Below are 21,874 nucleotides of genomic sequence, written 5' to 3' on the forward strand. Positions count from 1 at the left end.
GCGATGCCGGGCGACGTGGCAGGTACTTGATTCGGTTCGGATTTTCGGCGAGAGCGCGGTGCGTCGGGGGCATCGCTGACGAGCCGTCGTCAATGCTGACTGCCATGTCTGGCAGTGCTGTGGCAGAATTGGCAGTCAGCCTGGCAGTCCATCCGGCCATCCGTTCCCGAGTCTCCCCATGAATCCGCACGACACCATTCCGGTCGTTCCCGCGCCGTCGCGCGACGTCATGCCCGACGTGCGTGCGCTCGTCGCGTATCTCGAACAGGATCCGCAGCCGATGATCGTCGTCGATCCCGACTACCGCATCCTCGCGGCGAACGATGCGTATCGACGCCAGTTCGGTGTGGCGGGGGTCGAGCACGTGGGCCGGCACTGCTTCCAGGTCTCGCATCACTACGACGTGCCATGCGACCAGGCGGGCGAGCATTGCCCGATGAAGCAGGCGCTCGAGTCGCGCAGCCTGAACCGCGTGCTGCACATTCACCATACGCCGCGCGGCCCCGAGCACGTCGACGTGGAGTTGCGGCCGATCTTCGATGCGCGCGGCGACGTGATCGCATACGTCGAGCGGCTGACGACCGTGCGCAGCGCGTCGGCGCAGCCGAGCGCGGAAGGGCTCGTCGGCGGCGCCGACGCGTTCAATGCGGCGCTCGGCGCGTTGCAGCGCGTCGCGCCGTCGATGCTGCCGGTGCTGCTGCTCGGCGAATCGGGCACCGGCAAGGAGCTGTTCGCGCGCGCGCTGCACGAGGCGAGCGAGCGTGCGATGGGGCCGTTCGTGGTGGTCGACTGTTCGGGCATCGCCGAGACGCTGTTCGAGAGCGAACTGTTCGGCTACGAGAAGGGCGCGTTTACCGGCGCGAACCAGCGCAAGCCGGGCCTCGTCGAGACCGCGCAGGGCGGCACCCTGTTTCTCGACGAAATCGGCGACGTGCCGCTGCCGATGCAGGTGAAGCTGCTGCGGCTGATCGAGTCGGGGACGTTCCGGCGCGTCGGCGGCGTCGAGGCGCTGCGCGCGGATTTCCGGCTCGTCGCGGCGACCCACAAGCCGCTGCGCGAGATGATCGACGACGGCCGGTTCCGCCAGGATCTGTACTACCGGATCAACGCGTTCCCGATTCCGCTGCCCGCGCTGCGCGAGCGGCGCGGCGACGTCGCGCTGCTGGCCGAATCGATCCTGCGGCGGATCGCGAATGCGCGTGCCGGTGCGGGCGACGCGAGCGCGCGGCCGTTCGCGGCCCGGCCGTTCGTGCTGACCGAGCGCGCGCGCGCGTGCCTCGACGCGTATGCGTGGCCGGGGAACATCCGCGAACTGCGCAACGTGCTCGAACGCGCGTGTCTGTTCGCGGACGACGGCACGATTCGCGTCGAGCATCTGCCGGCCGAGCTGGTCGCGGCCGCGGCGACGCCACCGGCGCGTGCGGCGGACGCGCGCGGCATGTCGGACGCGGCGCTCGTGCGGATTGCCGGCACGTTCGACGGCACGCGCAAGCAGCTGGCCGAGCACTTGGGGATGAGCGAGCGCACGCTGTACCGGCGGATGAAGGCGCTCGGGCTCGGGGTGCGCGGCGGGTGAGCGGAGGTGTCGAACACGCAGCGCTACGCCGACGCGCGACCGGATACGGGCCGGCCCGGTGGTACGTCCGGGCGGCGCGTGCAACCGCCGCGCATCGCCTGGACGTCACGCAATCAACGCGCCGGCGCAAGCCGTGCCATCGCCTCGCGGATGAAGCCGAGCAGCGTATCGTCGGTCCATGAGTCCTTCGTCAGCGCGGGTTCGTTCAACAACGCATGCCGGAATTTCGCGTGCGTGGCCGGATCGTTGCCCGCATAGCTGCGGAACAGCTCGAGCCAGCGTTGCGCGAGCGCGCGGCCTTCCGGCGAATCGGGTTTCACGCCCGTATCGATCGCATTGCGCACGTCGCCCATCAGCTGCGGCCATTCCATCGCGCGTTCGCCGTAGTGCGCCCGCATGAAGCGGATCTCGTCCGGTGCGAGATACTTTTCGAAGATCCGCATCTTCGATTCGGAACTCGCGCGCAGCACGTAGTCGCGCAGTGCGGTCGAGATGCCGATCTTCGACTGCATCGCCGGTTCGTGTTCGTGCATCAGGTTCAGCTTCGCGAGCAGACGCGGGTCGTTGTTCGTGTCGCGCACGAGCAGCGCCATCCAGCGGCCGGCGAGCGCGCGCACGCGTTCGTCCTCGGGCGGCACGCCCGCGTCGTGCAGCGCACGCACGTCGGCGACGAGCGCGATCCATTCCGCGTCGCCGTTCTGGCTCTTGCGGTACATCGGCATGTTCGCGAGTTCTTCCTCGGAAAAATATTTGTCGTACACGGTCATCAACTCCAGTGTGGTGAGCCAATCGGCCAGTTCCGGCTCGGCGCCCGCGGCGAGCTGCGCGTGCAGGTTCACGAGCCGCTCGCGCAGCTGCGCGGTCTGCGCGAGCTGATGGTCGAGCAGCGCGATCTGTTTCGCGACGAGCTCGACGAGCGGGGTGCCGGGCCGGTTCAGGTAGTCGCCGATTTCGGCGAGCGACAGTCCGAAGCGACGCAGGGCCTGGATCTGGTGGAGCCGGGCGATGTCGTCGCGGTCGTACAGCCGGTAGCCGTTGTCGGCACGCGCCGACGGTGTCAGCAGGCCGATCGCGTGATAGTGATGAAGCGTGCGGACCGTCAGCCCGCTGCGTTTCGCCAGTTCTCCCACTTTCAGCTGCATTCGTTCCTCCGTTCGGTGCGCACACTGGAGTCTGGAACGTTACGCTACGTGAGGGTCAAGCGGAAGATCGCGGATCGGCGCGCGGAGGTGGTCCCGCGCGCCGTGTACTCCACGCATGGGGCGCGTTATTGCGGTGACGGCGGCGCGTCGGGCGTGGCCGCGCGGGCCTGGGCGGCGGGGGCGTCTTGATCCGCGTTGCCGGTGTGGCCGGCCGTGTCGGCTTTCGCTGCGTTCGCTGCCTTCGCGGCGTTGCTGGCCGGGTCGACCGGCGGCGTACCCATCGCCTGATAGAGCCGCGCGGTATCCGCGAAGCGTGCGCCGGTCGCGCGGATCTCGTCGAGCCGTGCGTTGCGGTACTGCAGCTCGCTCGCGCGCGCGGCCGACGGCGGCAGCGCGCCGAGCCGCACGCGAGCCGCCGCGTCGTCGTAGGCGCCGCGCGCGGACAGCGCCGCGCGGGACGACGCATCGAGCGCTTCCGCGTCGTGCTCGAGCGCGGCGAGCGAATCGGCGACGTTCTGGAACGCGCTCAGCACGGCCTGCTTGTACTGGTCGACCGCGGCCTCGTAGGTCGCCTTCGCCGCACGGCGCTGCGCGAGCAGCGCGCCGCCGTGGAACAGCGGCTGGCTCAGCGACGCACCGACGTTCCAGATCGCGCCGGCGCCCGACAGCATCGTCGGCCAGCTGAACCCGCCTTTGCCCATCGCCGCCGACAGCGACAGCTGCGGGAACAGCTGCGCGGTCGCGACGCCGACTTCGGCGGCGGCCGCCTTCAGCCCCGCGTCGGCGGCCTGGATGTCGGGGCGGCTTTGCAGCAGCTCCGACGGCACGATCACCGGCACCTGCGCGGGCAGGTGCAGGTCGGCGAGCGTCAGGTCGGCGGGCGGCCGGTCGGGCGTGCGGCCGACCAGCACGGCCAGCGCATGGCGCGCCGCGTCGCGCTGCTGGCGCAGCGCGGGCAGGCTCGCGGCGAAGGTGTCGGCGCTTTGCCGCGCGTTCAGCGCATCGCTGCGCGATGCCGAGCCGAGCGCGTAGCGGCGCTCGGCGTCGTGTGCCTGGTCGTTCGCGAGCGCGACGAGCCGTTCGGTGGTGTCGATCTGCGCGTTGAGCACCGACACGGTGATCGACGCGATGACGATGTTCGCGGCGAGTGCGCGGCGCGCCGATTCGAGCTGGAACGCGCTGACGTCGACGCGTTTCGCGAGCGCGCGGTTCGCGAAGCGCGACACGCCGAACAGGTCGACCGTATAACTCGCCTGCAGTTGCCCGACGAACGTGTCGTACAGCAGCGTCGGCGCGCCGAGCGCGGGGATCGGCACGCCGAGCGCACGCTGGCGCGAGGCCTGGCCGCCCGCGTCGATCGACGGCAGCATCGAGCTGCCGATCTGCCCGCGCAGCTGCTCGCGCGCGGCATCGAGCGAATGCGATGCGGCACTGAGCGTCGGGCTGTTGTGCAGCCCTTCGTCGACCAGCGCATTCAGCGCGTCGGAGCGGTACTGCTTCCACCAGTCGGGCACCGGCTGCGCGCCGACCTCGAAGTGCTGCGCGACGCCTTGCGCAAGGACGGTCTGCTGCACCTGCGGCGCGGCGCCGTAATGCGCGGGCGACGGCATCGCGGGCGGCTCTCCGCTCGGCGCGAACCACGCGCAGCCGGCGAGGGGGCCGGCGAGGCTCGCGGCCGCGAGCCCGCGTACGGCTTGGGTTTTCAGGTTCAACGACAGTTTCATGATCAGGCTCCCGACGGCGCGCCGTCGTGTGGCTCGCGCGGGTCGCGTTCGTCGCGCTTCACGCGGAACCACGCGGCGTACAACGCGGGCAGATAGAACAGCGTCAGCACGGTCGCGCTCGTGATCCCGCCCATCAGCGCGGTCGCCATCGGTCCGAAGAAGTTCGAGCGCAACAGCGGGATCAGCGCGAGCACGGCGGCCGCGGCCGTCAGCGTGATCGGACGGAAGCGCCGCACGGTCGCGCCGACGATCGCGTCGAAGCGTCCGTGGCCGGCCGCGATGTCCTGCTCGATCTGGTCGACCAGGATCACCGAGTTGCGCATGATGATCCCGAACATCGCGATCACACCGAGCATCGCGACGAAGCCGAACGGCTGGCCGAACAGCAGCAGCGTGCCGACCACGCCGATCAGCCCGAGCGGGGCCGTGAGCACGACCATCAGCACGCGCGAGAAGCTCTGCAGCTGGATCATCAGCAGCGTGAACACGGCGATCGCCATCAGCGGCATCTGCGCGTTGATCGACGCCTGCGCCTTCGCGCTTTCCTCGACCGACCCGCCGATGTTGATCTGGTAGCCGACCGGCAGTTGTGCGCGCAACGCATTCAGCTTGCCGTCGATCGCATGCGTGACGTCGATGCCCTGGGCGCCGGCGCGCACGTCGGACTGCACGGTGATGGTCGGCTGGCGATCGCGCTCCCACACCACACCGTATTCGAGCGTCGGCGTGAAGCGGCCGAGCGAACCGAGCGGCACGGGGCCGTTCGCGGTCGGCATCGCGAGGCCCGCGAGCTTCGCGGGATCGACGCGATCGGGACGCGGCGCGCGCAGGTCGACCGCGATCAGCTTGTCGCGTTCGCGGTATTGCGTGACGGTCGTGCCGGACAGCGTCATCGCGAGGAAGCTCGACACGTCCTGCGACGTGACGTTCAGCTCGCGCGCCTTCTTCTGGTCGAGTTCGAAGCGCACCGAGCGCTCGGCCGGCTCGTCCCAGTCGAACTGCACATTCACCGTGCGCGCGTCGCCGCGCATCGTCGCCGCGACTTTCTCTGCGATCGAGCGTACCGTCGCGATGTCGTCGCCGCTCACGCGGAACTGCACGGGGTAGCCGACGGGCGGCCCGTTCTCGAGCCGCGACAGGCGCCAGCGCACGGCCGGGAACCGGTCGCGCAGCGTGGTTTCGAGCCAGGCCGCGAGCTTCTCGCGATCCTCGACCGATTTCGCGGTGACGACGAACTGCGCGAAGTTCGGCAACTGCAGCTGCTGGTCGAGCGGCAGGTAGAAGCGCGGCGCGCCGCTGCCGACGAAGCTCACCGAATGATCGATCTCGGGCCGCTTGTCGAGCACCTTCTCGAGGCGTTCGGTCTCGCGCAGCGTCGCCGCGAACGACGCGCCTTCGGGCAGCCGCAGGTCGACCAGCAGTTCGGGGCGGTCGGAGCTCGGGAAGAACTGCTGCGGCACGAGCGAGAAGCCCATCAGCGCGACGACGAAGAGGGCGCCGGTGATCAGCAGCACGACGAAGCGCCGCTCGATGCACCAGTCGATCCACCCGCGCAGCCGCGTGTAGAAGCGCGTGTCATAGATGTCGTGCTCGTGATCGTCCGGCAGGTGTGCTTCGTGCGCGTGCTTCTTGCGTTCGGGGAGCAGGTGATAGCCGAGCAGCGGGATCAGCACGACGGCCGCGAACCACGACGCGATCAGCGCGATCGCCGACACCTCGAAGATCGAGCGTGTGTACTCGCCGGTGCTCGATTTCGCGAGCGCGATCGGCAGGAAGCCCGACACCGTGACGAGCGTGCCCGTCAGCATCGGGAACGCGGTGCTCGTGTACGCGAACGCGGCGGCGCGCGCGCGGCTGTAGCCCTGCTCGAGCTTCACGGCCATCATCTCGACCGCGATGATCGCGTCGTCGACGAGCAGTCCGAGCGCGAGCACGAGCGTCCCGAGCGACACCTTGTGCAGCCCGATGTCGAACAGGTACATGAACAGCGCCGTGACCGCGAGTACGACCGGAATCGAGATCACGACGACCATCCCGGTGCGCAGCCCGAGCGACACCAGGCTCACGACCAGCACGATCGCGACGGCTTCGGCGACGGCCTCGAGGAAGTCGTCGACCGAATGCGACACCGCATGCGGCATGCTCGACACCAGCGTCAGCTTGAGGCCGGCCGGCAACTGCGCCTGCAGATTTTTCGATTCGGCGTCGAGCGCCTTGCCGAGCCGGATCACGTCGCCGCCCGGCTGCATCGTCACGCCAACGCCGAGCACCGCATGACCGTTCGCGCCTGGACCGGCCGTGCGCATCTGCGTGACGGTCGGATCGTCGTAGCCGCGCTTCACGGTGGCGAGGTCGCCGAGCCGGAACGTGCGGCCGTTGATGCGGATCAGCGTGTCGGCGATCGCGGCGACGTTGCTGAACTGGCCGCTCGGCCGCACGAACACGCGATCGTCGGCGGTGGTCAGCACGCCGGCCGACGAGATGTCGTTCTGCGCGTTGATCGCCTGCCCGAGCTGCTGCGGCGAGATGCCGAGGCGCGTGAGCTGCGCGTTGTTCACTTCGATGAAGATCCGCTGGTCGGGATCGCCGAAGTAGTCGACCTTGCCGACGCCCGGCACGCGCAGCAGCACGGTGCGCAGCTGGTCCGCATAGTCGTGGAGTTGCGCGGGCGTGAAGCCGTCGCCTTCGAGCGTCCAGATGTTGGTGTAGACGTCGCCGAACTCGTCGTTGAAGAACGGTCCCTGCACGCCGGGCGGCAACGTATAGCCGATGTCGCCGATCTTCTTGCGGATCTGATACCAGGTCTCGGGCACGTCCTTCACGGGTGCCGAGTCCTTCATCGTGAAGAAAAGCAGCGATTCGCCGGGCCGCGAATAGCTGCGCAGGAAGTCGATGGCCGGCGTTTCCTGCAGCTTGCGGCCGATCCGGTCGGTCACCTGTTCCTGCACCTGCCGCGCGCTCGCGCCGGGCCAGAACGTGCGGATCACCATCACGCGGAACGTGAACGGCGGGTCTTCGGATTGCGCGAGCCGCGTGTACGCGAGGATGCCCGCGAGCGTCGCGAGCGCGATCAGGTAGACGACCAGCGCCTGGTGGCGCAGCGCCCATGCCGACAGGTTGAACCGGCCTTCTTCGCGGGGGCCGCTCATGACGCGAAGTCCTCCGGATGCAGCGGCGCGACCGGCCGCACCTTCTCGCCCGCGCTGACCGTATGCACGCCTTGCAGCACGATGCGCTCGCCCGGCTGCAGCCCGTGCGACACGGTAACGGTGCGCTCGTTGAAGCGGGCGACGTCGACGCGGCGCAGTTCGAGCGTGTCGTCCTTCGTACGTACGACCCACAGGGCCGGATGCGGGCCGTCGTGGAACAGCGCGGTCGCGGGCAGCGTGATGCTCGGCGCGTTGCCGGCAACCGGCGCGCCGTCGAACGCGACGTTCGCGGTCATCCCGAGGCGCACGGCCGGATCGGGTGCGGCGAGCGTGAGCTTCACGCGATAGGTGCGGCTTTGCGGATCGGCGGACGGTGCGATTTCGCGCACCTTCGCGGCGAACTGGCGGCCCGGCAGCGACGGCAGCGTGACGCTCGCCGTGTGACCGGGCGCAAGCGATGCGAGCGCGGCCTCGGGCACGTCGCTGACGACATCGACGTCGCCCGACCACGCGAGCTGGTAGACGGCCTGGCCGGCCGATACGTTCTGGCCGGTGTCGGCCTGTTCGGCGGTGATGGTGCCCGCGTGATCGGCGACGAGCGTCGCATAGCGGAGCTGGTTCTTCGCGAGCGCGAGCTGCTGTTGCGCCTGGTCGCGCTGCGCGAGGGCCGACGTGTAGCTGTTCTCGGTCTGTTCGAGCTGTGCGGTCGCGATCAGGTTCTCGCGCGCCTGCGCACGATCGCGGTCGAGCTGCTGCTTCGCGAACGCGAGGCTGTGCGACGCGGCATCGAGCTGCGCCTGCGCGCTCGCCGCGTTCTTCTCGACGTCGGACGGATCGAGCAGCGCGACGACCTGGCCGGCCTTGACGGTATCGCCGAGCCGCACCTTGCGCTCGACGATCTTGCCCGCGATGCGGAACGACAGTGGCGTCGCATAACGTGGCTGGATCTCGCCGGGCAGCGTAGCTGCGGCCGCGGCACCGTCGGCGTGCGCGGGCAGCGCGACGACCGGGCGCGGCGCGGGCGGCGCGGCTTCCTTCGGGTGACAGGCGGCGAGGACGAGCGCGGTGCCGATCAGCAGCACGGCGCGGGAACCGGAGCGATTCACGAAACCCCCAGATGAGGTGAGAGCGGAACGAAGCCGGCAAGCGCGGTGGGCGCTTGCCCCGAGTGGCGCCGGCCGCGGCGCGCACGAACAGAGCCGAACGAGGTCGTTCGGAAACTGTGGCGGATTCTAATACACACCTGTATCTGAATGCAAAGATGAATCTGAAAGCCGGATGGTGCTAGACTGCGCGCCATGAAACCACAGCGCTTAACTCGCGAGCAAAGCAGGGACCAGACGCGCGAACGTCTGCTGAATGCCGCACACCGGATTTTTCTGAAGAAAGGCTATGTCGCCGCGAGCGTCGAGGACATCGCGGCGGCGGCGGGCTACACGCGCGGCGCGTTCTACTCGAATTTCCGCAGCAAGTCGGAGCTGCTGCTCGAGCTGCTCGAGCGCGACCATGATTCGGTGCAGGCCGATTTCGAGGCGATCTTCGAGGAAGGCGGGCCGCGCGAGCAGATGGAGTCGATGGCGCTCGCGTACTTCCGGACACTGTTTCGCGACGACGAGTATTCGCTGCTGTGGGGCGAGGCGAAGCTGCAGGCCGCGCGCGACGCGAAGTTTCGCGTGCGCTTCAACCAGTTCCTGCACGGCAAGCGGCTGCAGATGGCCGAATTCATCCAGCGCTTCGCCGAGCGCGCGGGCACGCCGCTGCTGTTGCCGGCCGAGACGCTCGCGTTCGGGCTGATGTGCCTGTGCGACGGCGTGCAGTCGTACTACACGGCCGATCCGCAGCACGTGTCGGCCGACGTGGCCGAATCGGTGCTCGCGGGGTTCTTCGCACGGGTCGTGCTGGGGCGCGCGCCGGACTGAACGATCCGGCGCGCGGAGCGGCGGTCGAGGATGCGGCGCCAGCCGCACCGGGCGCCGCGCCCCGGGTAGGTCACCGCTCGCCGGTCATCCGCCGGTACGCGTCGAGCAACGACGTCTTGTAGACGACGCCCGCGAGCGTCGGCTCGGCTTCGCTTTCGATCACCGGCAGCCGTTCGCCCTGGAACGCCATGAAGCGTTCGAGCGCGGTCGCGAGCGGCATGTCCGGCGTGAGCAGCGGAAACGGCGTATGCACGTAATGCGCGGCCGTCCTGTCGGTCGTGTCGCGCTTGTCGAGCAGGTCGGACGTGATGTCCTTCAAGGCCACCGCGCCGCGGAAGCGCCCCGCGTCGTCGGTCACGTACAGATACTTCACCGGATACTCGAGAAACACGCGCGTCATGTCGGCGACGCTCGCGGTGAGCGGCACGACCGTCTGCGCGGGCTGGATCAGCTCGCGCATCTGGGTGGTGCGCAGCCGCAGCCGTTCTTGTGCGTCCTGATGATGGTGCAGCGTGATCTCGTACATCGACGTCGTGCCGGTCGCGCGCGCGACGAAATACGCGAACACGCACGACACCAGCAGCGGCAGCACGACCTGGTAGCTCAGCGTCATCTCGAAGATCATCAGGATCGCCATCAGCGGCGCCTGCGTCGCGCCGGCCATGAACGCACCCATCCCGACCATCGCATACGCGAAGTACGCGGACGTGTGGCCGGGCCACAGCGCGTTCATCGCGAGCCCGAACAGCGAGCCGAACACGGCGCCGACGAACAGCGTCGGCGTGAACACGCCGCCGACCGCGCCGGAGCCTGCGGTCGCGGCGGTCGCGATCACCTTGAACACCAGCACCGCGATGAGCGCCTGCCAGGTCCACGGCGCATGCAGGATCTGGTTCACGACGCTGTAGCCGTTGCCCCACACGTCGGGAATCCACACCGAGATCACGCCGACCACGAGGCCGCCGAGCGCGAGCCGCACCGGCAGCGGCGCGGGCAGCCGCTTGAACTGGTTCTTCGATGCGTCGAGCAGGTGCAGGAACTGCGGCGCGAGCACGCCGCACAGCGCGCCGAGCACGACGAACAGCAATACCTCGGGGCCCGTGACGGCCGGGAACACCGGCATCTCGTACGGCGGCCGGTAGCCGGCGAATTCACGCATCACGATGTTCGCGACGACGGACGCGACGACCATTGGCCCGAAGCTCTCCATCGCGATCGTGCCGAGCACGATTTCGGACACGAAGAACGCGCCGGCGATCGGCGCGTTGTACGCGGACGTGATGCCGGCCGCCGCGCCGCACGCGACGAGCAGGCGCAGGCGCGGCGGGTCGAAGTGTACGAAGCGGCCGACCAGCGACGCGGCCAGCGCCGCGAGCTGCACCATCGGGCCTTCGCGGCCGATCGAGCCGCCGCTGCCGATCGTCAGCAGCGACGACACGCTGCGCCACAGGCTCTGCCGTACCGGTACGACGCCGTCGCCGAGCGCGACCGCTTCCATGTAGTCGGTCTTGCCGGACTTCCTGTCGCCGCGCGTCGCGAGCAACAGCACGCAGCCGGCCAGGAAGCCGCCCGCGGCCGGCATCCAGAAGCGCACGTACCACGGCAGGCTTTTCGCCATCTGCACGAAGCTGCCGCTGTGTCCGGAGATCAGGTGCTGCATCAGGTCGATGCCTTCGCGGAACGCCATGGTGGCGAAGGCGCCGCCGACGCCGACGACGGCCGACCAGATCAGCATCGTATGGGCGTCCGACAGGCGGAACAGCGTCTGGGCGCGAGTGCGCAGCTTCAGCAGGAACGAGAGCACGGCTGAAAGAGGGTGATGGAGAGGACGAAGGAAAACGACGCGAAGCATAGCACTGCGCCGCGCCCGCGGGACCTTCCCGTCGGGCGCGGCGCGTGTCGCGGCGTGGATGCGCGGCTCAGCCAAGCCAGTGCTGCACGGCCCAGGTGATCCCGTAGCCGCCGGCGATCAGCCAGACGTACAGGATCAGGCCGGTGGTCAGGGCGCGCGGGCCGGCCTCGCGGATCTGCGACACTCGGGTTTCGATGCCGAGCGCGGTCATCGCCATCGTCAGCGCGAAGGTGTCGAGCACGTTCAGCGTGTGCGTGACGTCGGCGGGCAGCACGTTCAGCGAATTGACGATCACGAAGCCGAGGAAGCCGAGCGCGAACCACGGCACCGCCACCTTGCGCTTGCCCTGCGCGCCGCCGGCGGTCGCATCGGCCGAGCGTGCGGAGCGGGCGAGCCACCAGCCGAGCGTGAGCAGCACCGGCACCAGCAGCATCACGCGGGTCATCTTCACGATGGTCGCGACGTGCGTGACCTGCGGGCTGATGTCGCTCGCCGCGCCGACCACCTGCGCGACCTCGTGGATCGTGCCGCCGAAGAACAGGCCGAGACCGGCCGGATCGAGATCGAGCAGGCCGGCGTGATACGCGAGCGGGTAGAGGAACATCGACAGCGTGCCGAACAGCACCACGCTGCCCACGGCCATCGCGCTCTGGTGCGGCTTCGACTGCAGCGTCGACTCGAACGCGAGCACGGCGGCCGCGCCGCAGATCGCGCTGCCGGCGGCGGTCAGGAGCGCCGCGTCGCGATCGAGCTTCATCACCTTCATGCCGACCCAGGTGCCGATCACGAGCGTGCTGACGACGACCAGCACCGACACCGTCAGGCCCGGCAGGCCGACCTGCGCGATTTCCTGCAGGCTCACGCGCAGGCCGAAGAACGCGACCGCGATGCGCAGCAGCTTGCGCGCGGAAAAGTTGACACCGGCCGCCCAGCTCGCGGGCATGCCGTCGCGCAGCGCGTTGCCGTACAGCGCGCCCGCGACGATGCCGACGATCAGTGGCGACAGGCCGAGCCCGGCGATCGCCGGCAGTTGCGACAGGCTGGTGACGGCGGCGGCGAACAGCGCGACGAACAGCACGCCGTTCAACTGGCCGCGCATCGACGGCGCGGCGTGGCTGAGATGGGGAGTCGGGGCAGTGGACATGGGGCACCGTGATCAAACGGGTTGCGATGGCTTAATCCTAATTTGGTTATATCGATATGAAAAATTGTGATTTGTGACGTAAACTATCCGGAAAGCCGATAATTCGTCCCCATGACCCCGGATCAACTGATAACGTTCGCGGCCGTCGCCGAACATCTGAACATCAGCCGCGCTGCCGTGGCGCTGCATCTGTCGCAGCCGGCCGTGTCGGGCCAGCTGCGCCTGCTGCAGGACGAGTTCGGCGAGCCGCTGTACCAGCGCGACGGCCGCGGCATCCGCCTGACGCCGGTCGGCGAGCAGCTCGCGCAGTACGCGAAGGCGCAGCGCGACACGTTCGCGCAGGCGCGCGCGTTTCGCGATGCGGTGCGCGGGCTCGACGCCGGCACGCTGCGGATCGGCGCGAGCACGACGCCGGCCAGCTACCTGCTGCCGTACCTGATCGCGGCGTTCCAGCCGCGCGTGCCGCGGGTGGCGATCCATACGATGAGCGGCAACACGGCCGACGTGGTTGGCGCGCTGGCGTCGCTCGACATCGCGATGATCGAGGGGCCGCCCGGCGAGGCGCTGCCGCCCGGCACCGCCGTGCATCCGTGGCACGAGGACGAGATCGTCGCGGTCGTGCCGGCCGGACATCCGCTTGCCGCACCCGAGCACGAAGCCGGCGTCACGCTCGACGCGCTCGCCGCGCATCCGCTCGTGCTGCGCGAGGAGGGCTCCGCCGTGCGGCAGCTCGTCGAACGCGCGTTCGCGCATGGCAGCGCGCCGATGCGCGTCGCGTTCGAGATCGCGGGCGTCGAGGCCGTGAAGGAGGCCGTGCGCGCGGGGATGGGCGTCGGCTTCGTGTCCGCGATGTCGCTGCGTCACGAGGATGCGGCGCTCGTGCCGCGCTCGCTGGCCCCCGCGCCGCTCACGCGCCATTTCTCGATCCTGGTGCCGCACGGCGCCGCGCCGTCGCGCGTGGCCGCCCAGTTCCTCGAGATGAGCCTCGCGCACGACGCCGGATAGGCGGCCGAAGCCGGTCCGGGCGCGCCGGATGCGCGTGCGCAGGCACACGTTCGCACGGTGGCCGGCCCTAGGGATTTCCTCTATGGCGCGCACCAGGAGCGAAGCGCACCATCCGTCTCAAGCAAATGGAACCGGTTCCATTCCGGGGAAAAAGGGCAGAAATGACAGACATCGTGATCGTGGCGAGCGCATTCGGGATGGACCGCGTGCGTCAGGAGGGCCACCGTGCATTCATCGCGACCGCGGCGGCATCCGGCGCGACCGGCTTCGAGGTGCGGCGCGAGCTGTTCGCATCGGACGACGACGCGACGCCCGGCGCGCTGGCCGCGCTCGGCACCGCACTCGCCGCGCACGGGTTGTGGTCGGTCTATTCGACGCCGGCCACGTTGTACACGGAAACCGGCGCGCTCGATGCCGATGCGCTGCGCGACACGCTCGTGGAAGCCGACGCGCTCGGCGCACGCCTCGTCAAGTTCCAGCTCGGCGGCTTCGCCGGCGACGCGCATGCCGCCGAGATCGTCGCGCTGTCGCGCGGCGCGCGGACCCGCGTGGTGGTCGAGAACGGCCAGCTACCGGTGGGCGGCGCGCTCGCGCAGTTCCGCGGGCTGTTCGATGCGCTGACCGCGGCGGGCGTGCCGGGCGCGCTCGGCATGACGTTCGACATCGGCAACTGGCAGTGGCCGGGCGAAGCGCCGCTCGCGTGCGCCGAGGCGCTCGCGCCGCACGTGGAATACATTCATTGCAAGGCAGTTGCCGGCGAGGGCGCGCGCCGTTTCGCGGTGGCGCCGGCGCCGGGCGATCCGCACGTCACGGGCGTGCTCGCGGCCTTGCCGCTCGCGGCGCCGCGCGGTATCGAGTTTCCGTTCGATGCGGCCGACCTGGCGGGCGATGCCGGCCGGCGCGTCGCGTGGCTCGCCGCCGTGTGACGCCGGAAGGATAGGAGGATTCACTCATGAAAGCAGCACTCGATGTCGTGACCTACGGCGAAGCGATGGCGATGTTCGTCGCCGCCGAGCCCGGCCATCTCGCGCATGCGCAACAATTCACGAAGCGGATCGCGGGCGCGGACCTGAACGTCGCGATCGGCCTGTCGCGGCTCGGCTTCCGGGTCGGCTGGATGAGCCGGGTGGGCCGCGATTCGTTCGGCGGCTACGTGCTCGACACGCTCGCGCGCGAAGGCATCGACGCGTCGTGCGTGACCGTCGATCCGCGCTATCCGACCGGCTTCCAGCTGAAGTCGCGCAACGACGACGGCAGCGACCCGACCGTCGAGTACTTCCGCAAGGGCTCGGCCGCGAGCCACCTGTCGTGCGACGACTACGTGGCCGACTACGTGCTCGGCGCACGGCACCTGCATTTGACGGGCGTCGCGCCGGCGCTCTCCGCGACGTCGTGCGAACTCGCGTTCCAGCTGGCACGCGAGATGCGCGCGGCCGGCAAGACGATTTCGTTCGATCCGAACCTGCGCCCGACGCTGTGGCCGTCCGCCGACGTGATGGCGAAGACGCTGAACGCGCTCGCGACGCTTGCGGACTGGGTGCTGCCGGGCCTCGCCGAAGGGCGGCAGCTCACCGGGCACGACACGCCGGCCGACATCGCGGGCTTCTACCTGGCACGAGGTGCGCGCGGCGTGGTGATCAAGCTGGGCGCCGAGGGCGCGTACTTCCGCACGGCCGAAGGCCGCGAGGGCACGGTCGCCGGCGAGCGCGTCGCGAACGTGGTCGACACGGTCGGTGCCGGCGACGGCTTCGCGGTCGGCGTGGTGAGCGCGCTGCTGGAAGGCCGGTCCGTCGAGCAGGCGGTCGTGCGCGGCAATCGCATCGGGGCGCTCGCGATCCAGGTGATCGGCGATTCGGAAGGCTTGCCGACCCGTGCAGCGCTCGATCGGCTCGAAAACGTCAGCAATCGCGCCGATCGCCTGGAGGAAACCGTCACCGCGCAATGAGAGGCCGGACACGGCACAATCCGCGGACCCATTTCGTGCTTCGCGCACGGTTTTGCATGAGGCCGGACGGCGCAACGATTCGTCGATGCCGGTCTACCAAGGAGACACTCTGATGGCAGCCAATCTCGCAGCACGACGCTGGTGGACGATCATGCCGATCGTCTTCATCACCTACAGCCTTGCCTACCTCGACCGCGCGAACTACGGGTTCGCGGCCGCGGCCGGCATCAACCAGGATCTCGGGATCAGCAAGGGCCTGTCGTCGCTGATCGGCGCGCTGTTCTTCCTCGGCTACTTCTTCTTCCAGATTCCCGGCGCGATCTATGCGGAGCGCCGCAGCGTCAAGAAGCTCGTGTTCGTCAGCCTCGTGCTGTGGGGCGCATGCGCGGCGCTCACGGGCGTCGTCACCAACATCCCGTCGCTGATGGCGATCCGCTTCGTGCTCGGCGTGGTCGAGGCGGCCGTGATGCCGGCGATGCTGATCTACATCAGCAACTGGTTCACGAAGAACGAGCGTTCGCGCGCGAACACGTTCCTGATCCTCGGCAACCCGGTCACCGTGCTGTGGATGTCGATCGTGTCGGGCTATCTCGTGCACGAATTCGGCTGGCGCCACATGTTCATCGCCGAAGGCGTGCCGGCCGTGATCTGGGCCGTGTGCTGGTGGTTCCTCGTGCAGGACAAGCCGGCCGATTCGCCGTGGCTCACCGCGCAGGAAAAGCGCGACCTCGATGCCGCGCTCGTGGCCGAACAGGCGACGATCAAGCCCGTGCGCAACTACGGCGAGGCGTTCCGTTCGCCGGCGGTGATCAAGCTGTGCGCGCAGTACTTCTGCTGGAGCATCGGCGTGTACGGCTTCGTGCTGTGGCTGCCGTCGATCGTCAAGAACGGCTCCGAGCTCGGGATGGTGGCGACCGGCTGGCTGTCGGCGCTGCCGTACCTCGCGGCGACGATCGCGATGCTGGCCGCGTCGTGGGCGTCCGACAAGGTCGGCTCGCGCCGCGGCTTCGTGTGGCCGTTCCTGCTGGTCGGCGCGGCCGCGTTCGCCGCGTCGTATGCGCTCGGCTCGTCGCATTTCTGGATCTCGTACGCGCTGCTGGTCGTCGCGGGCGCCGCGATGTATGCGCCGTACGGCCCGTTCTTCGCGATCGTGCCGGAGCTGCTGCCGAAGAGCGTCGCCGGCGGGGCGATGGCGCTGATCAACAGCATGGGCGCGCTCGGCTCGTTCGTCGGCTCGTATTTCGTCGGCTACCTGAACGGTGCGACCGGGTCGCCCGTCGCATCGTATGCGTTCATGAGCGCCGCGCTCGTCGCGGCGGTGGTCCTCACGCTGTCCGTCAAACCCCAGGCGCGCGATGCGCACCCGCTCGCGACGCCGCTGCAAGGAAAATGAAAACGATGAAGCCTCGTATCGTCGCGTACAAGCCGCTGCCCGATGACGTTCTCGCGTACCTGCGCGAGCAGGCGGACGTCGTGCAGGCCGACGGCGCCGACGCGCTCGCCGACGCCCTCGGCGACGCGGACGGCGCGATCGGCGCGAGCCTGAAGGTCACGCCGCGGATGCTCGATCGCGCGCCGCGGCTGAAGGCCTGGTCGACGATCTCGGTCGGCTACGACAACTTCGACGTCGCGGATCTCACGCGGCGCGGGATCGTGCTCGCGCATACCCCCGACGTGCTGACCGAATCGACCGCCGACACCGTGTTCTCGCTGATCCTCGCGTCCGCGCGGCGCGTGGTCGAACTGGCGGAGTGGGTGAAGGCCGGCCACTGGCATCGCAGCATCGGTCCCGATCTGTACGGCACCGACGTGCAGGGCAAGACGCTCGGCATCGTCGGGCTCGGGCGGATCGGCGGCGCGGTCGCGCGCCGCGCGGCGCTCGGCTTCCGGATGCAGGTGCTGTACACGAACCGTTCCGCGCACGCCGAAGCCGAGACGCAGTACGGCGCGCGGCGCGTGACGCTCGACGAACTGCTCGCGCAGTCGGACTTCGTGTGCGTGCAGGTGCCGCTGTCGCCGGAAACGCATCACCTGATCGGTGCGGCCGAATTCGCGAAGATGAAGCGCGGCGCGATCCTGATCAACGCGTCGCGCGGGCCGGTGGTCGACGAGGCCGCGCTGATCGACGCGCTGTGCGCGGGCACGATCCGCGGCGCGGGGCTCGACGTGTTCGAAAAGGAGCCGTTGCCGGCGGATTCGCCGCTGCTGCGGATGAGCAACGTCGTCGCGCTGCCGCATATCGGCTCGGCGACGCACGAGACGCGCCATGCGATGGCGCGCTGCGCCGCGGAAAACCTGGTCGGCGCGCTGGCCGGCACGCTGCGCACGAACCTCGTCAATCCCGACGCGCTCGCACGCGCCTGAGCGGCGGCGGTCAGCCGGCGGGGCCGGCGGCGTTAGAGGCGACGGTCTTGGTGCGGGAGGGCAGGCTGCGTTATGATCGCCCGCTTGTCGCATCGACGCCCCGGCCACGCGGCCGGCGGCGTCCGGCGACGGACATCCGTGCCAGGTCCGGTGCGGCCGATCGCCGTACGTTTCAGGTGACCGGAGCGGGTGCGAACGCGCCGGCTTCGGCCGACCGCGAAGCAAGGGGGGCGGCGGCGTCCGCCGGGTGGCTTTCGTATCCAACAACAAAGGTCCGTTCGCACACGAAGCGGCGCGGATCGTACGTCGCGAGGCACGACTTGAGCGATTCGCAACCTTCCACGCAGCGTCCGGCGACGATCAGTGACGTCGCACGCGAAGCCGGCACGGGCAAGACCAGCGTTTCGCGCTATCTGAACGGCGAGACGCACGTGCTGTCCGCCGATCTGCGCCAGCGGATCGAGACGGCGATCGCGCGCCTCAACTACCGGCCGAACCAGATGGCGCGCGGGCTGAAGCGCGGCCGCAACCGGCTGCTCGGCATGCTCGCGGCCGACCTGACCAATCCGTATACCGTCGAAGTGCTGCAGGGCGTCGAGGCCGCGTGCCACGCGCTCGGCTACATGCCGCTCATCTGTCACGCGGCCAACGAGGTCGAGATGGAGCGGCGCTTCCTGCAGCTGCTCACGACCTACCGGGTCGAAGGGCTGATCGTCAATGCGCTCGGCGCCGAGGAAGACGTGCTGCGCCCGCTGCGCGGCGGCGGCATCCCGGCCGTGCTCGTCGACCGCACGGTCGAGGGTTTCGAGGCCGACCTGATCGGGCTCGACAATACCGATGCGATCGAGACGGCGCTCGCGCACCTGATCGCGCACGGCTTCGATGCGATCCATTTCGTCGTGCAGCCGTTCGAGCACGTCAGCTCGCGGCGCCTGCGCGAGGCCGCGTTCCGCGCGGCGCTCGGTGCGCGCGGGCTGCCGGTGCCGCCGACGGTCGTGCTCGACCTGAACGAGCCCGCCGTGGCCGCGGCGGCGCTCGCCGACCTCGACGCGCGCATCGACGACGCGACGCGGCGTGGCGTGCGTGCCGCGCTGTTCGCCGCGAACGCGCCGGTCGCGCTCGCGATCGCGCGCCACCTGCGCGCGCGTTTCGGCGCCGCGTGGCAGGAAAGGGCCGCGCTGCTGTCGATCGACGATCCGGAGTGGGCCGAACTGATCGGCATCACGACGATTCGCCAGCCGACCTACGAGATCGGCTACAAGGCCGTCGAATTCGTGCACGAGCGCATCGATGGCGCGGCCGGCGACGTGCGCGTCGCGTTGCTGCCGGGCGAGCTGATCGCGCGCGCGTCGACCGCAAGCTGAGTATCATTCGGGGCACGCAGCGCGTCAGGTGCGCTGCCCCGAACAAGGAAATTCATGACTGTCGCCCCCGTCACGCTGGCGGTGCTGATCGCCGCCACGCTGATCATCGCGCTACTGCCGTTCGTTCTCTTCCGTACCCTGCGCAAGCCGCTTGCGCTCGACCGCCGCGACGCGATCGTCGGCGTCGCCGTCTTCACGCTGTTCGCGATGATCGTCGAACGCGCGTTCCATGGCCTCGTGCTGAGCCAGACGCCCGCCGGCGGCTGGCTCACGCAGCCGCTCGCGTTCGTCGCATACAGCGCGCTCGCGACCGCCGTGTTCGAGGAAGCCGGCCGCTATCTCGGGATGCGCTTCCTGAACCGCCGCTACGGCGCGTCCAACGGCGACGGGCGCGGCATCGGCTACGGGATCGGTCATGCCGGTGCCGAGGCCTGGTTCGTCGGCGTGCTCGTGTGGGGCCAGTGGTCGTATCTCGCGTGGCTCGCGAGCCGCGGGCAGCTCGAGACGCAGCTCGCGGATCTGCCGGGCGATACCGTCGTGCGGCTGCATGTGATGCTGGCGACGCTGTCGGCACAGTCGATCCTGCTATTGCTGATCGAGCGCTGCGCGGCGTTCGCGGTGCAGCTCGCGCTGTCGGTGCTGGTCTGGCGCGGCGTGCGTGCCGGCCGCGCGGGCGTGCTGCCGCTCGCGATCGTGCTGCATGCGCTGGCGGCCGCGCCGGCGCTGCTGTACCAGGTGCGCGTGCTGCCGGCCGGATCGCTCGAGGCCGGGTATTTCGTGCTGGCAGCGATCCTGGTCGCCGTGCTGGTGAAGACGTGCCGGTCGCCGCGCGCGGCGGCCTGACGGGAGGACGGAATGGACGACTATCTGATCGAATGTCAGAGCGCCGAATTCGATGCGCTCGCACGCGTGATCTGCGATCTCTTTCCGGAGCAGACGCGCTTTGCCGAAAGCAGCGACGAACGCGGACGGTTCCTGTCCGTGCAATGGCTCGCGATGCGTTTCGGCTCGACGCCGAAGCGGATGACGCTCGACATCCGCATCGTGCCGGCCGCGCTGGCGCGTTATCTGGCGCTCAGGCCGATGCAGCGCGCCCGCAGCCACGCGGTGCTGCATGCGTACACGGAAGCGATGCTCGGCTCGCTCGAGGAGCGGCATGCGGCCGGTGAGGCCGTCGAGCGCGCCGCGGAGCTCGAACTCGACGAAGACTTTGCCTGACCGTTGACGTGAGCGCGCGCCGGCGCGATGCCGGCATATAGCGTGTTACGCGTTACGCGTCGCGGTAGACCTGCGCGAACCGCTGCGCCTGCACGACGCCGTAGTCGCCGGGCGCATACTGCATCACCCAGTCGCCGGCAATGCCGCGCAGCGTGTCACCGTTTTCCGAGCGGGCGATCGTGAACGGCTCGTCCATCCGGCGGGCGAGCACGACGGCCGGCCGGTTCCGGTAGGCGCCCGGCGTGCCGTGCGCGAGCGCCGGATCGGCAGGCAGGTACTTCGCGTCGAAGCGCGCGCGCGAGACGACCCAGCGGTCGCCGGTCGAGCCGGTGATCAGCGCGTCGCCCGCGACATAGCGGTTCGGGCCTTCGAGGCTCATCAGTTCGCCGTCGGCATCCGCGAAGGCGACCGTGACGGTCTCGTCCTTGACGACGTGACGGGCTTGCGGGTCGGTACGCAGATCGATGTGCTTGAGTTCGAGCATGGTGGGGAAGTGCGGGAATTGCTGGAAGAGCCGGGAGCTTATCCCGAATCCGGCGCGCCGTGTGACGTGCCGGATTCCCGCGGGATGCGCGACGCCGTTCGGCCAGGGTGGGCCGCGCGGCGCCGGCGAGGCGGGCGTCAGGGTTGTGCGGGCGCGCTGGCGGCCGGTGCTGCGGCTGCCTTGCCTTCCTTGCTCTTGGCCTTGCCCGCGCCGCGGTGTTCGCCGCCGTGGTGCAGCCAGCTGCGGAACGTCGTGTCGGCCAGCGCCTTCTGGTCGGCCGGGAAGCTCGCGTAGAGCGGCGCGAATGCGTCGGCGAGCTTCTTCGCGCCGTCCGCGTTCGCCTGCGCGAGTTCCGCGTACTGCTTCATGTCGTCGACCGCCGATACGTTATGGCTTTCCATCCGCGTGCGATAGAGGCGGCCCATCGTGTCGCCGTTCTCGCGCATCGTGTCGGCGAACGTCTTCCATTGCGGCTCCTGCGCCGACGTGATCTTCAGTTGATCGTGCAGGTACTTGATGCGTTGCTCGATGCGCGCTTCATGGCGCGCCGCGCGCTGTTCGGCGCTCGGGGCCGACGCGGCCGTTGCCGTCGCCGGAGCGGGCGTCTGCGGTTGCGGCTGGGTCTGCGCGAATGCGCTTGCCGCAACGACGAGCGTAGCGAGGGTGAGCGAGATTTTCTTCATGGTTGGCTCTCCGGGGTGGTGTCGTGCGAGCGGGCGCGGCGGCCAGTGCCGCGAGCGCGCATCTCGCGTCGCACGTTATTAGTAGCACGTTGGATGCGACGCGGCAGCGAAAGCGACACTTGCTTACATCCGATACGAATCGAAATTGAAAGGGACATAGCGTGCGAGTGTCGATGGCGTTGGATCGGCATGCGGGGCATCGCACGCGGACGACGAGGGTGGCGCGAACGCGTGCACTCGTGATGGCGGGCGATGCCGTTTGGGCGTACCGGCGTTCGGCGCTATCATCGCGTCACGTTCCATTT

General features: G+C 69.3%; 18 protein-coding genes. 10 read left to right on the forward strand and 8 right to left on the reverse strand.

The annotated features are described in order from the left end of the window. Positions 1-178: 178 nt before the first annotated feature. Complete coding sequence (locus tag DIE06_RS10050; RefSeq protein ID WP_124661288.1) at positions 179-1,576, forward strand: sigma-54-dependent Fis family transcriptional regulator; 1,398 nt, start codon at positions 179-181, stop codon at positions 1,574-1,576. Positions 1,577-1,689: 113 nt separating this feature from the next. Here the strand turns inward: DIE06_RS10050 and DIE06_RS10055 are convergent, their stop codons facing one another. The 4 genes from DIE06_RS10055 to DIE06_RS10070 form a co-directional block, all read right to left on the reverse strand. Then, positions 1,690-2,718, reverse strand: coding sequence for a MerR family transcriptional regulator (locus DIE06_RS10055; protein WP_124661289.1), 1,029 nt, complete (start codon positions 2,716-2,718; stop codon positions 1,690-1,692). Positions 2,719-2,843: 125 nt separating this feature from the next. Then, positions 2,844-4,442 carry an efflux transporter outer membrane subunit gene (locus DIE06_RS10060; protein ID WP_124661290.1) on the reverse strand — a complete coding sequence of 533 codons (1,599 nt, stop codon included), beginning with the start codon at positions 4,440-4,442 and terminating at the stop codon, positions 2,844-2,846. A 2-nt stretch (positions 4,443-4,444) separates the two neighbouring features. Further along, positions 4,445-7,591 (reverse strand): efflux RND transporter permease subunit, encoded by a 3,147-nt coding sequence (locus DIE06_RS10065; protein ID WP_124661291.1) that lies wholly within the window; start codon positions 7,589-7,591, stop codon positions 4,445-4,447. Next, the gene (locus DIE06_RS10070; protein WP_124661292.1) at positions 7,588-8,697 is read right to left on the reverse strand and encodes an efflux RND transporter periplasmic adaptor subunit; all 1,110 of its coding nucleotides are present in this window, start codon (positions 8,695-8,697) and stop codon (positions 7,588-7,590) included. The genes DIE06_RS10065 and DIE06_RS10070 overlap by 4 nt, the downstream gene beginning before the upstream one ends. Positions 8,698-8,889: 192 nt before the next feature. On the opposite strand from DIE06_RS10070, the gene DIE06_RS10075 reads away from it, so the two are divergent. Beyond that, complete coding sequence (locus DIE06_RS10075; RefSeq protein WP_124661293.1) at positions 8,890-9,510, forward strand: TetR/AcrR family transcriptional regulator; 621 nt, start codon at positions 8,890-8,892, stop codon at positions 9,508-9,510. A gap of 70 nt (positions 9,511-9,580) precedes the next feature. On the opposite strand, the gene DIE06_RS10080 is transcribed toward DIE06_RS10075, so the two are convergent. Beyond that, positions 9,581-11,314, reverse strand: a complete 1,734-nt coding sequence (locus DIE06_RS10080; RefSeq protein ID WP_221624047.1) for a ClcB-like voltage-gated chloride channel protein — start codon at positions 11,312-11,314, stop codon at positions 9,581-9,583. Between the two features lie 115 nt (positions 11,315-11,429). Then, entirely contained in the window at positions 11,430-12,506 is a 1,077-nt protein-coding gene (locus DIE06_RS10085; protein WP_124661295.1) for a YeiH family protein, read from the reverse strand. Positions 12,507-12,617: 111 nt separating this feature from the next. On the opposite strand from DIE06_RS10085, the gene DIE06_RS10090 reads away from it, so the two are divergent. From DIE06_RS10090 to DIE06_RS10125, 8 genes are all read left to right on the forward strand, one after another. Beyond that, complete coding sequence (locus DIE06_RS10090; protein WP_124661296.1) at positions 12,618-13,511, forward strand: LysR family transcriptional regulator; 894 nt, start codon at positions 12,618-12,620, stop codon at positions 13,509-13,511. Between the two features lie 161 nt (positions 13,512-13,672). Further along, positions 13,673-14,437, forward strand: a complete 765-nt coding sequence (locus DIE06_RS10095; protein WP_124661297.1) for a TIM barrel protein — start codon at positions 13,673-13,675, stop codon at positions 14,435-14,437. A gap of 26 nt (positions 14,438-14,463) precedes the next feature. Further along, complete coding sequence (locus tag DIE06_RS10100) at positions 14,464-15,456, forward strand: sugar kinase (RefSeq protein WP_124661298.1); 993 nt, start codon at positions 14,464-14,466, stop codon at positions 15,454-15,456. 112 nt (positions 15,457-15,568) lie between these two features. Continuing rightward, the gene (locus DIE06_RS10105; protein ID WP_124661299.1) at positions 15,569-16,849 is read left to right on the forward strand and encodes an MFS transporter; all 1,281 of its coding nucleotides are present in this window, start codon (positions 15,569-15,571) and stop codon (positions 16,847-16,849) included. A gap of 5 nt (positions 16,850-16,854) precedes the next feature. Beyond that, the gene (locus DIE06_RS10110) at positions 16,855-17,820 is read left to right on the forward strand and encodes an NAD(P)-dependent oxidoreductase (protein WP_124661300.1); all 966 of its coding nucleotides are present in this window, start codon (positions 16,855-16,857) and stop codon (positions 17,818-17,820) included. A 320-nt stretch (positions 17,821-18,140) separates the two neighbouring features. Further along, on the forward strand, positions 18,141-19,184 hold the full coding sequence (locus DIE06_RS10115; RefSeq protein WP_124661301.1) for a LacI family DNA-binding transcriptional regulator: 1,044 nt from the start codon (positions 18,141-18,143) through the stop codon (positions 19,182-19,184). 54 nt (positions 19,185-19,238) lie between these two features. Further along, on the forward strand, positions 19,239-20,027 hold the full coding sequence (locus DIE06_RS10120) for a YhfC family intramembrane metalloprotease (RefSeq protein WP_124661302.1): 789 nt from the start codon (positions 19,239-19,241) through the stop codon (positions 20,025-20,027). Between the two features lie 12 nt (positions 20,028-20,039). Further along, entirely contained in the window at positions 20,040-20,402 is a 363-nt protein-coding gene (locus DIE06_RS10125; protein WP_124610815.1) for a DUF3022 domain-containing protein, read from the forward strand. Between the two features lie 52 nt (positions 20,403-20,454). Here the strand turns inward: DIE06_RS10125 and DIE06_RS10130 are convergent, their stop codons facing one another. Together DIE06_RS10130 and DIE06_RS10135 are read right to left on the reverse strand one after the other, a co-directional pair. Further along, positions 20,455-20,886 carry a PGDYG domain-containing protein gene (locus DIE06_RS10130; RefSeq protein WP_124661303.1) on the reverse strand — a complete coding sequence of 144 codons (432 nt, stop codon included), beginning with the start codon at positions 20,884-20,886 and terminating at the stop codon, positions 20,455-20,457. A 137-nt stretch (positions 20,887-21,023) separates the two neighbouring features. After that, a complete protein-coding gene (locus tag DIE06_RS10135) occupies positions 21,024-21,569 on the reverse strand; it encodes a Spy/CpxP family protein refolding chaperone (protein ID WP_124661304.1) in 546 nt (181 codons plus the stop codon). Positions 21,570-21,874: the final 305 nt, after the last annotated feature.

Origin of the sequence: Burkholderia sp. Bp8998 (genome assembly GCF_003854235.1) — a bacterium.
GTDB lineage: Bacteria > Pseudomonadota > Gammaproteobacteria > Burkholderiales > Burkholderiaceae > Burkholderia.

Coding starts and splice junctions, on each gene's coding strand:
- DIE06_RS10125 (WP_124610815.1), top strand. CDS start 20,040: ATGGACGACTATCTGATCGAATGTCAGAGCGCCGAATTCGATGCGCTC.
- DIE06_RS10065 (WP_124661291.1), bottom strand. CDS start 7,591: ATGAGCGGCCCCCGCGAAGAAGGCCGGTTCAACCTGTCGGCATGGGCG.
- DIE06_RS10095 (WP_124661297.1), top strand. CDS start 13,673: ATGACAGACATCGTGATCGTGGCGAGCGCATTCGGGATGGACCGCGTG.
- DIE06_RS10135 (WP_124661304.1), bottom strand. CDS start 21,569: ATGAAGAAAATCTCGCTCACCCTCGCTACGCTCGTCGTTGCGGCAAGC.
- DIE06_RS10090 (WP_124661296.1), top strand. CDS start 12,618: ATGACCCCGGATCAACTGATAACGTTCGCGGCCGTCGCCGAACATCTG.
- DIE06_RS10085 (WP_124661295.1), bottom strand. CDS start 12,506: ATGTCCACTGCCCCGACTCCCCATCTCAGCCACGCCGCGCCGTCGATG.
- DIE06_RS10050 (WP_124661288.1), top strand. CDS start 179: ATGAATCCGCACGACACCATTCCGGTCGTTCCCGCGCCGTCGCGCGAC.
- DIE06_RS10100 (WP_124661298.1), top strand. CDS start 14,464: ATGAAAGCAGCACTCGATGTCGTGACCTACGGCGAAGCGATGGCGATG.
- DIE06_RS10120 (WP_124661302.1), top strand. CDS start 19,239: ATGACTGTCGCCCCCGTCACGCTGGCGGTGCTGATCGCCGCCACGCTG.
- DIE06_RS10110 (WP_124661300.1), top strand. CDS start 16,855: ATGAAGCCTCGTATCGTCGCGTACAAGCCGCTGCCCGATGACGTTCTC.
- DIE06_RS10075 (WP_124661293.1), top strand. CDS start 8,890: ATGAAACCACAGCGCTTAACTCGCGAGCAAAGCAGGGACCAGACGCGC.
- DIE06_RS10060 (WP_124661290.1), bottom strand. CDS start 4,442: ATGAAACTGTCGTTGAACCTGAAAACCCAAGCCGTACGCGGGCTCGCG.
- DIE06_RS10130 (WP_124661303.1), bottom strand. CDS start 20,886: ATGCTCGAACTCAAGCACATCGATCTGCGTACCGACCCGCAAGCCCGT.
- DIE06_RS10105 (WP_124661299.1), top strand. CDS start 15,569: ATGGCAGCCAATCTCGCAGCACGACGCTGGTGGACGATCATGCCGATC.
- DIE06_RS10055 (WP_124661289.1), bottom strand. CDS start 2,718: ATGCAGCTGAAAGTGGGAGAACTGGCGAAACGCAGCGGGCTGACGGTC.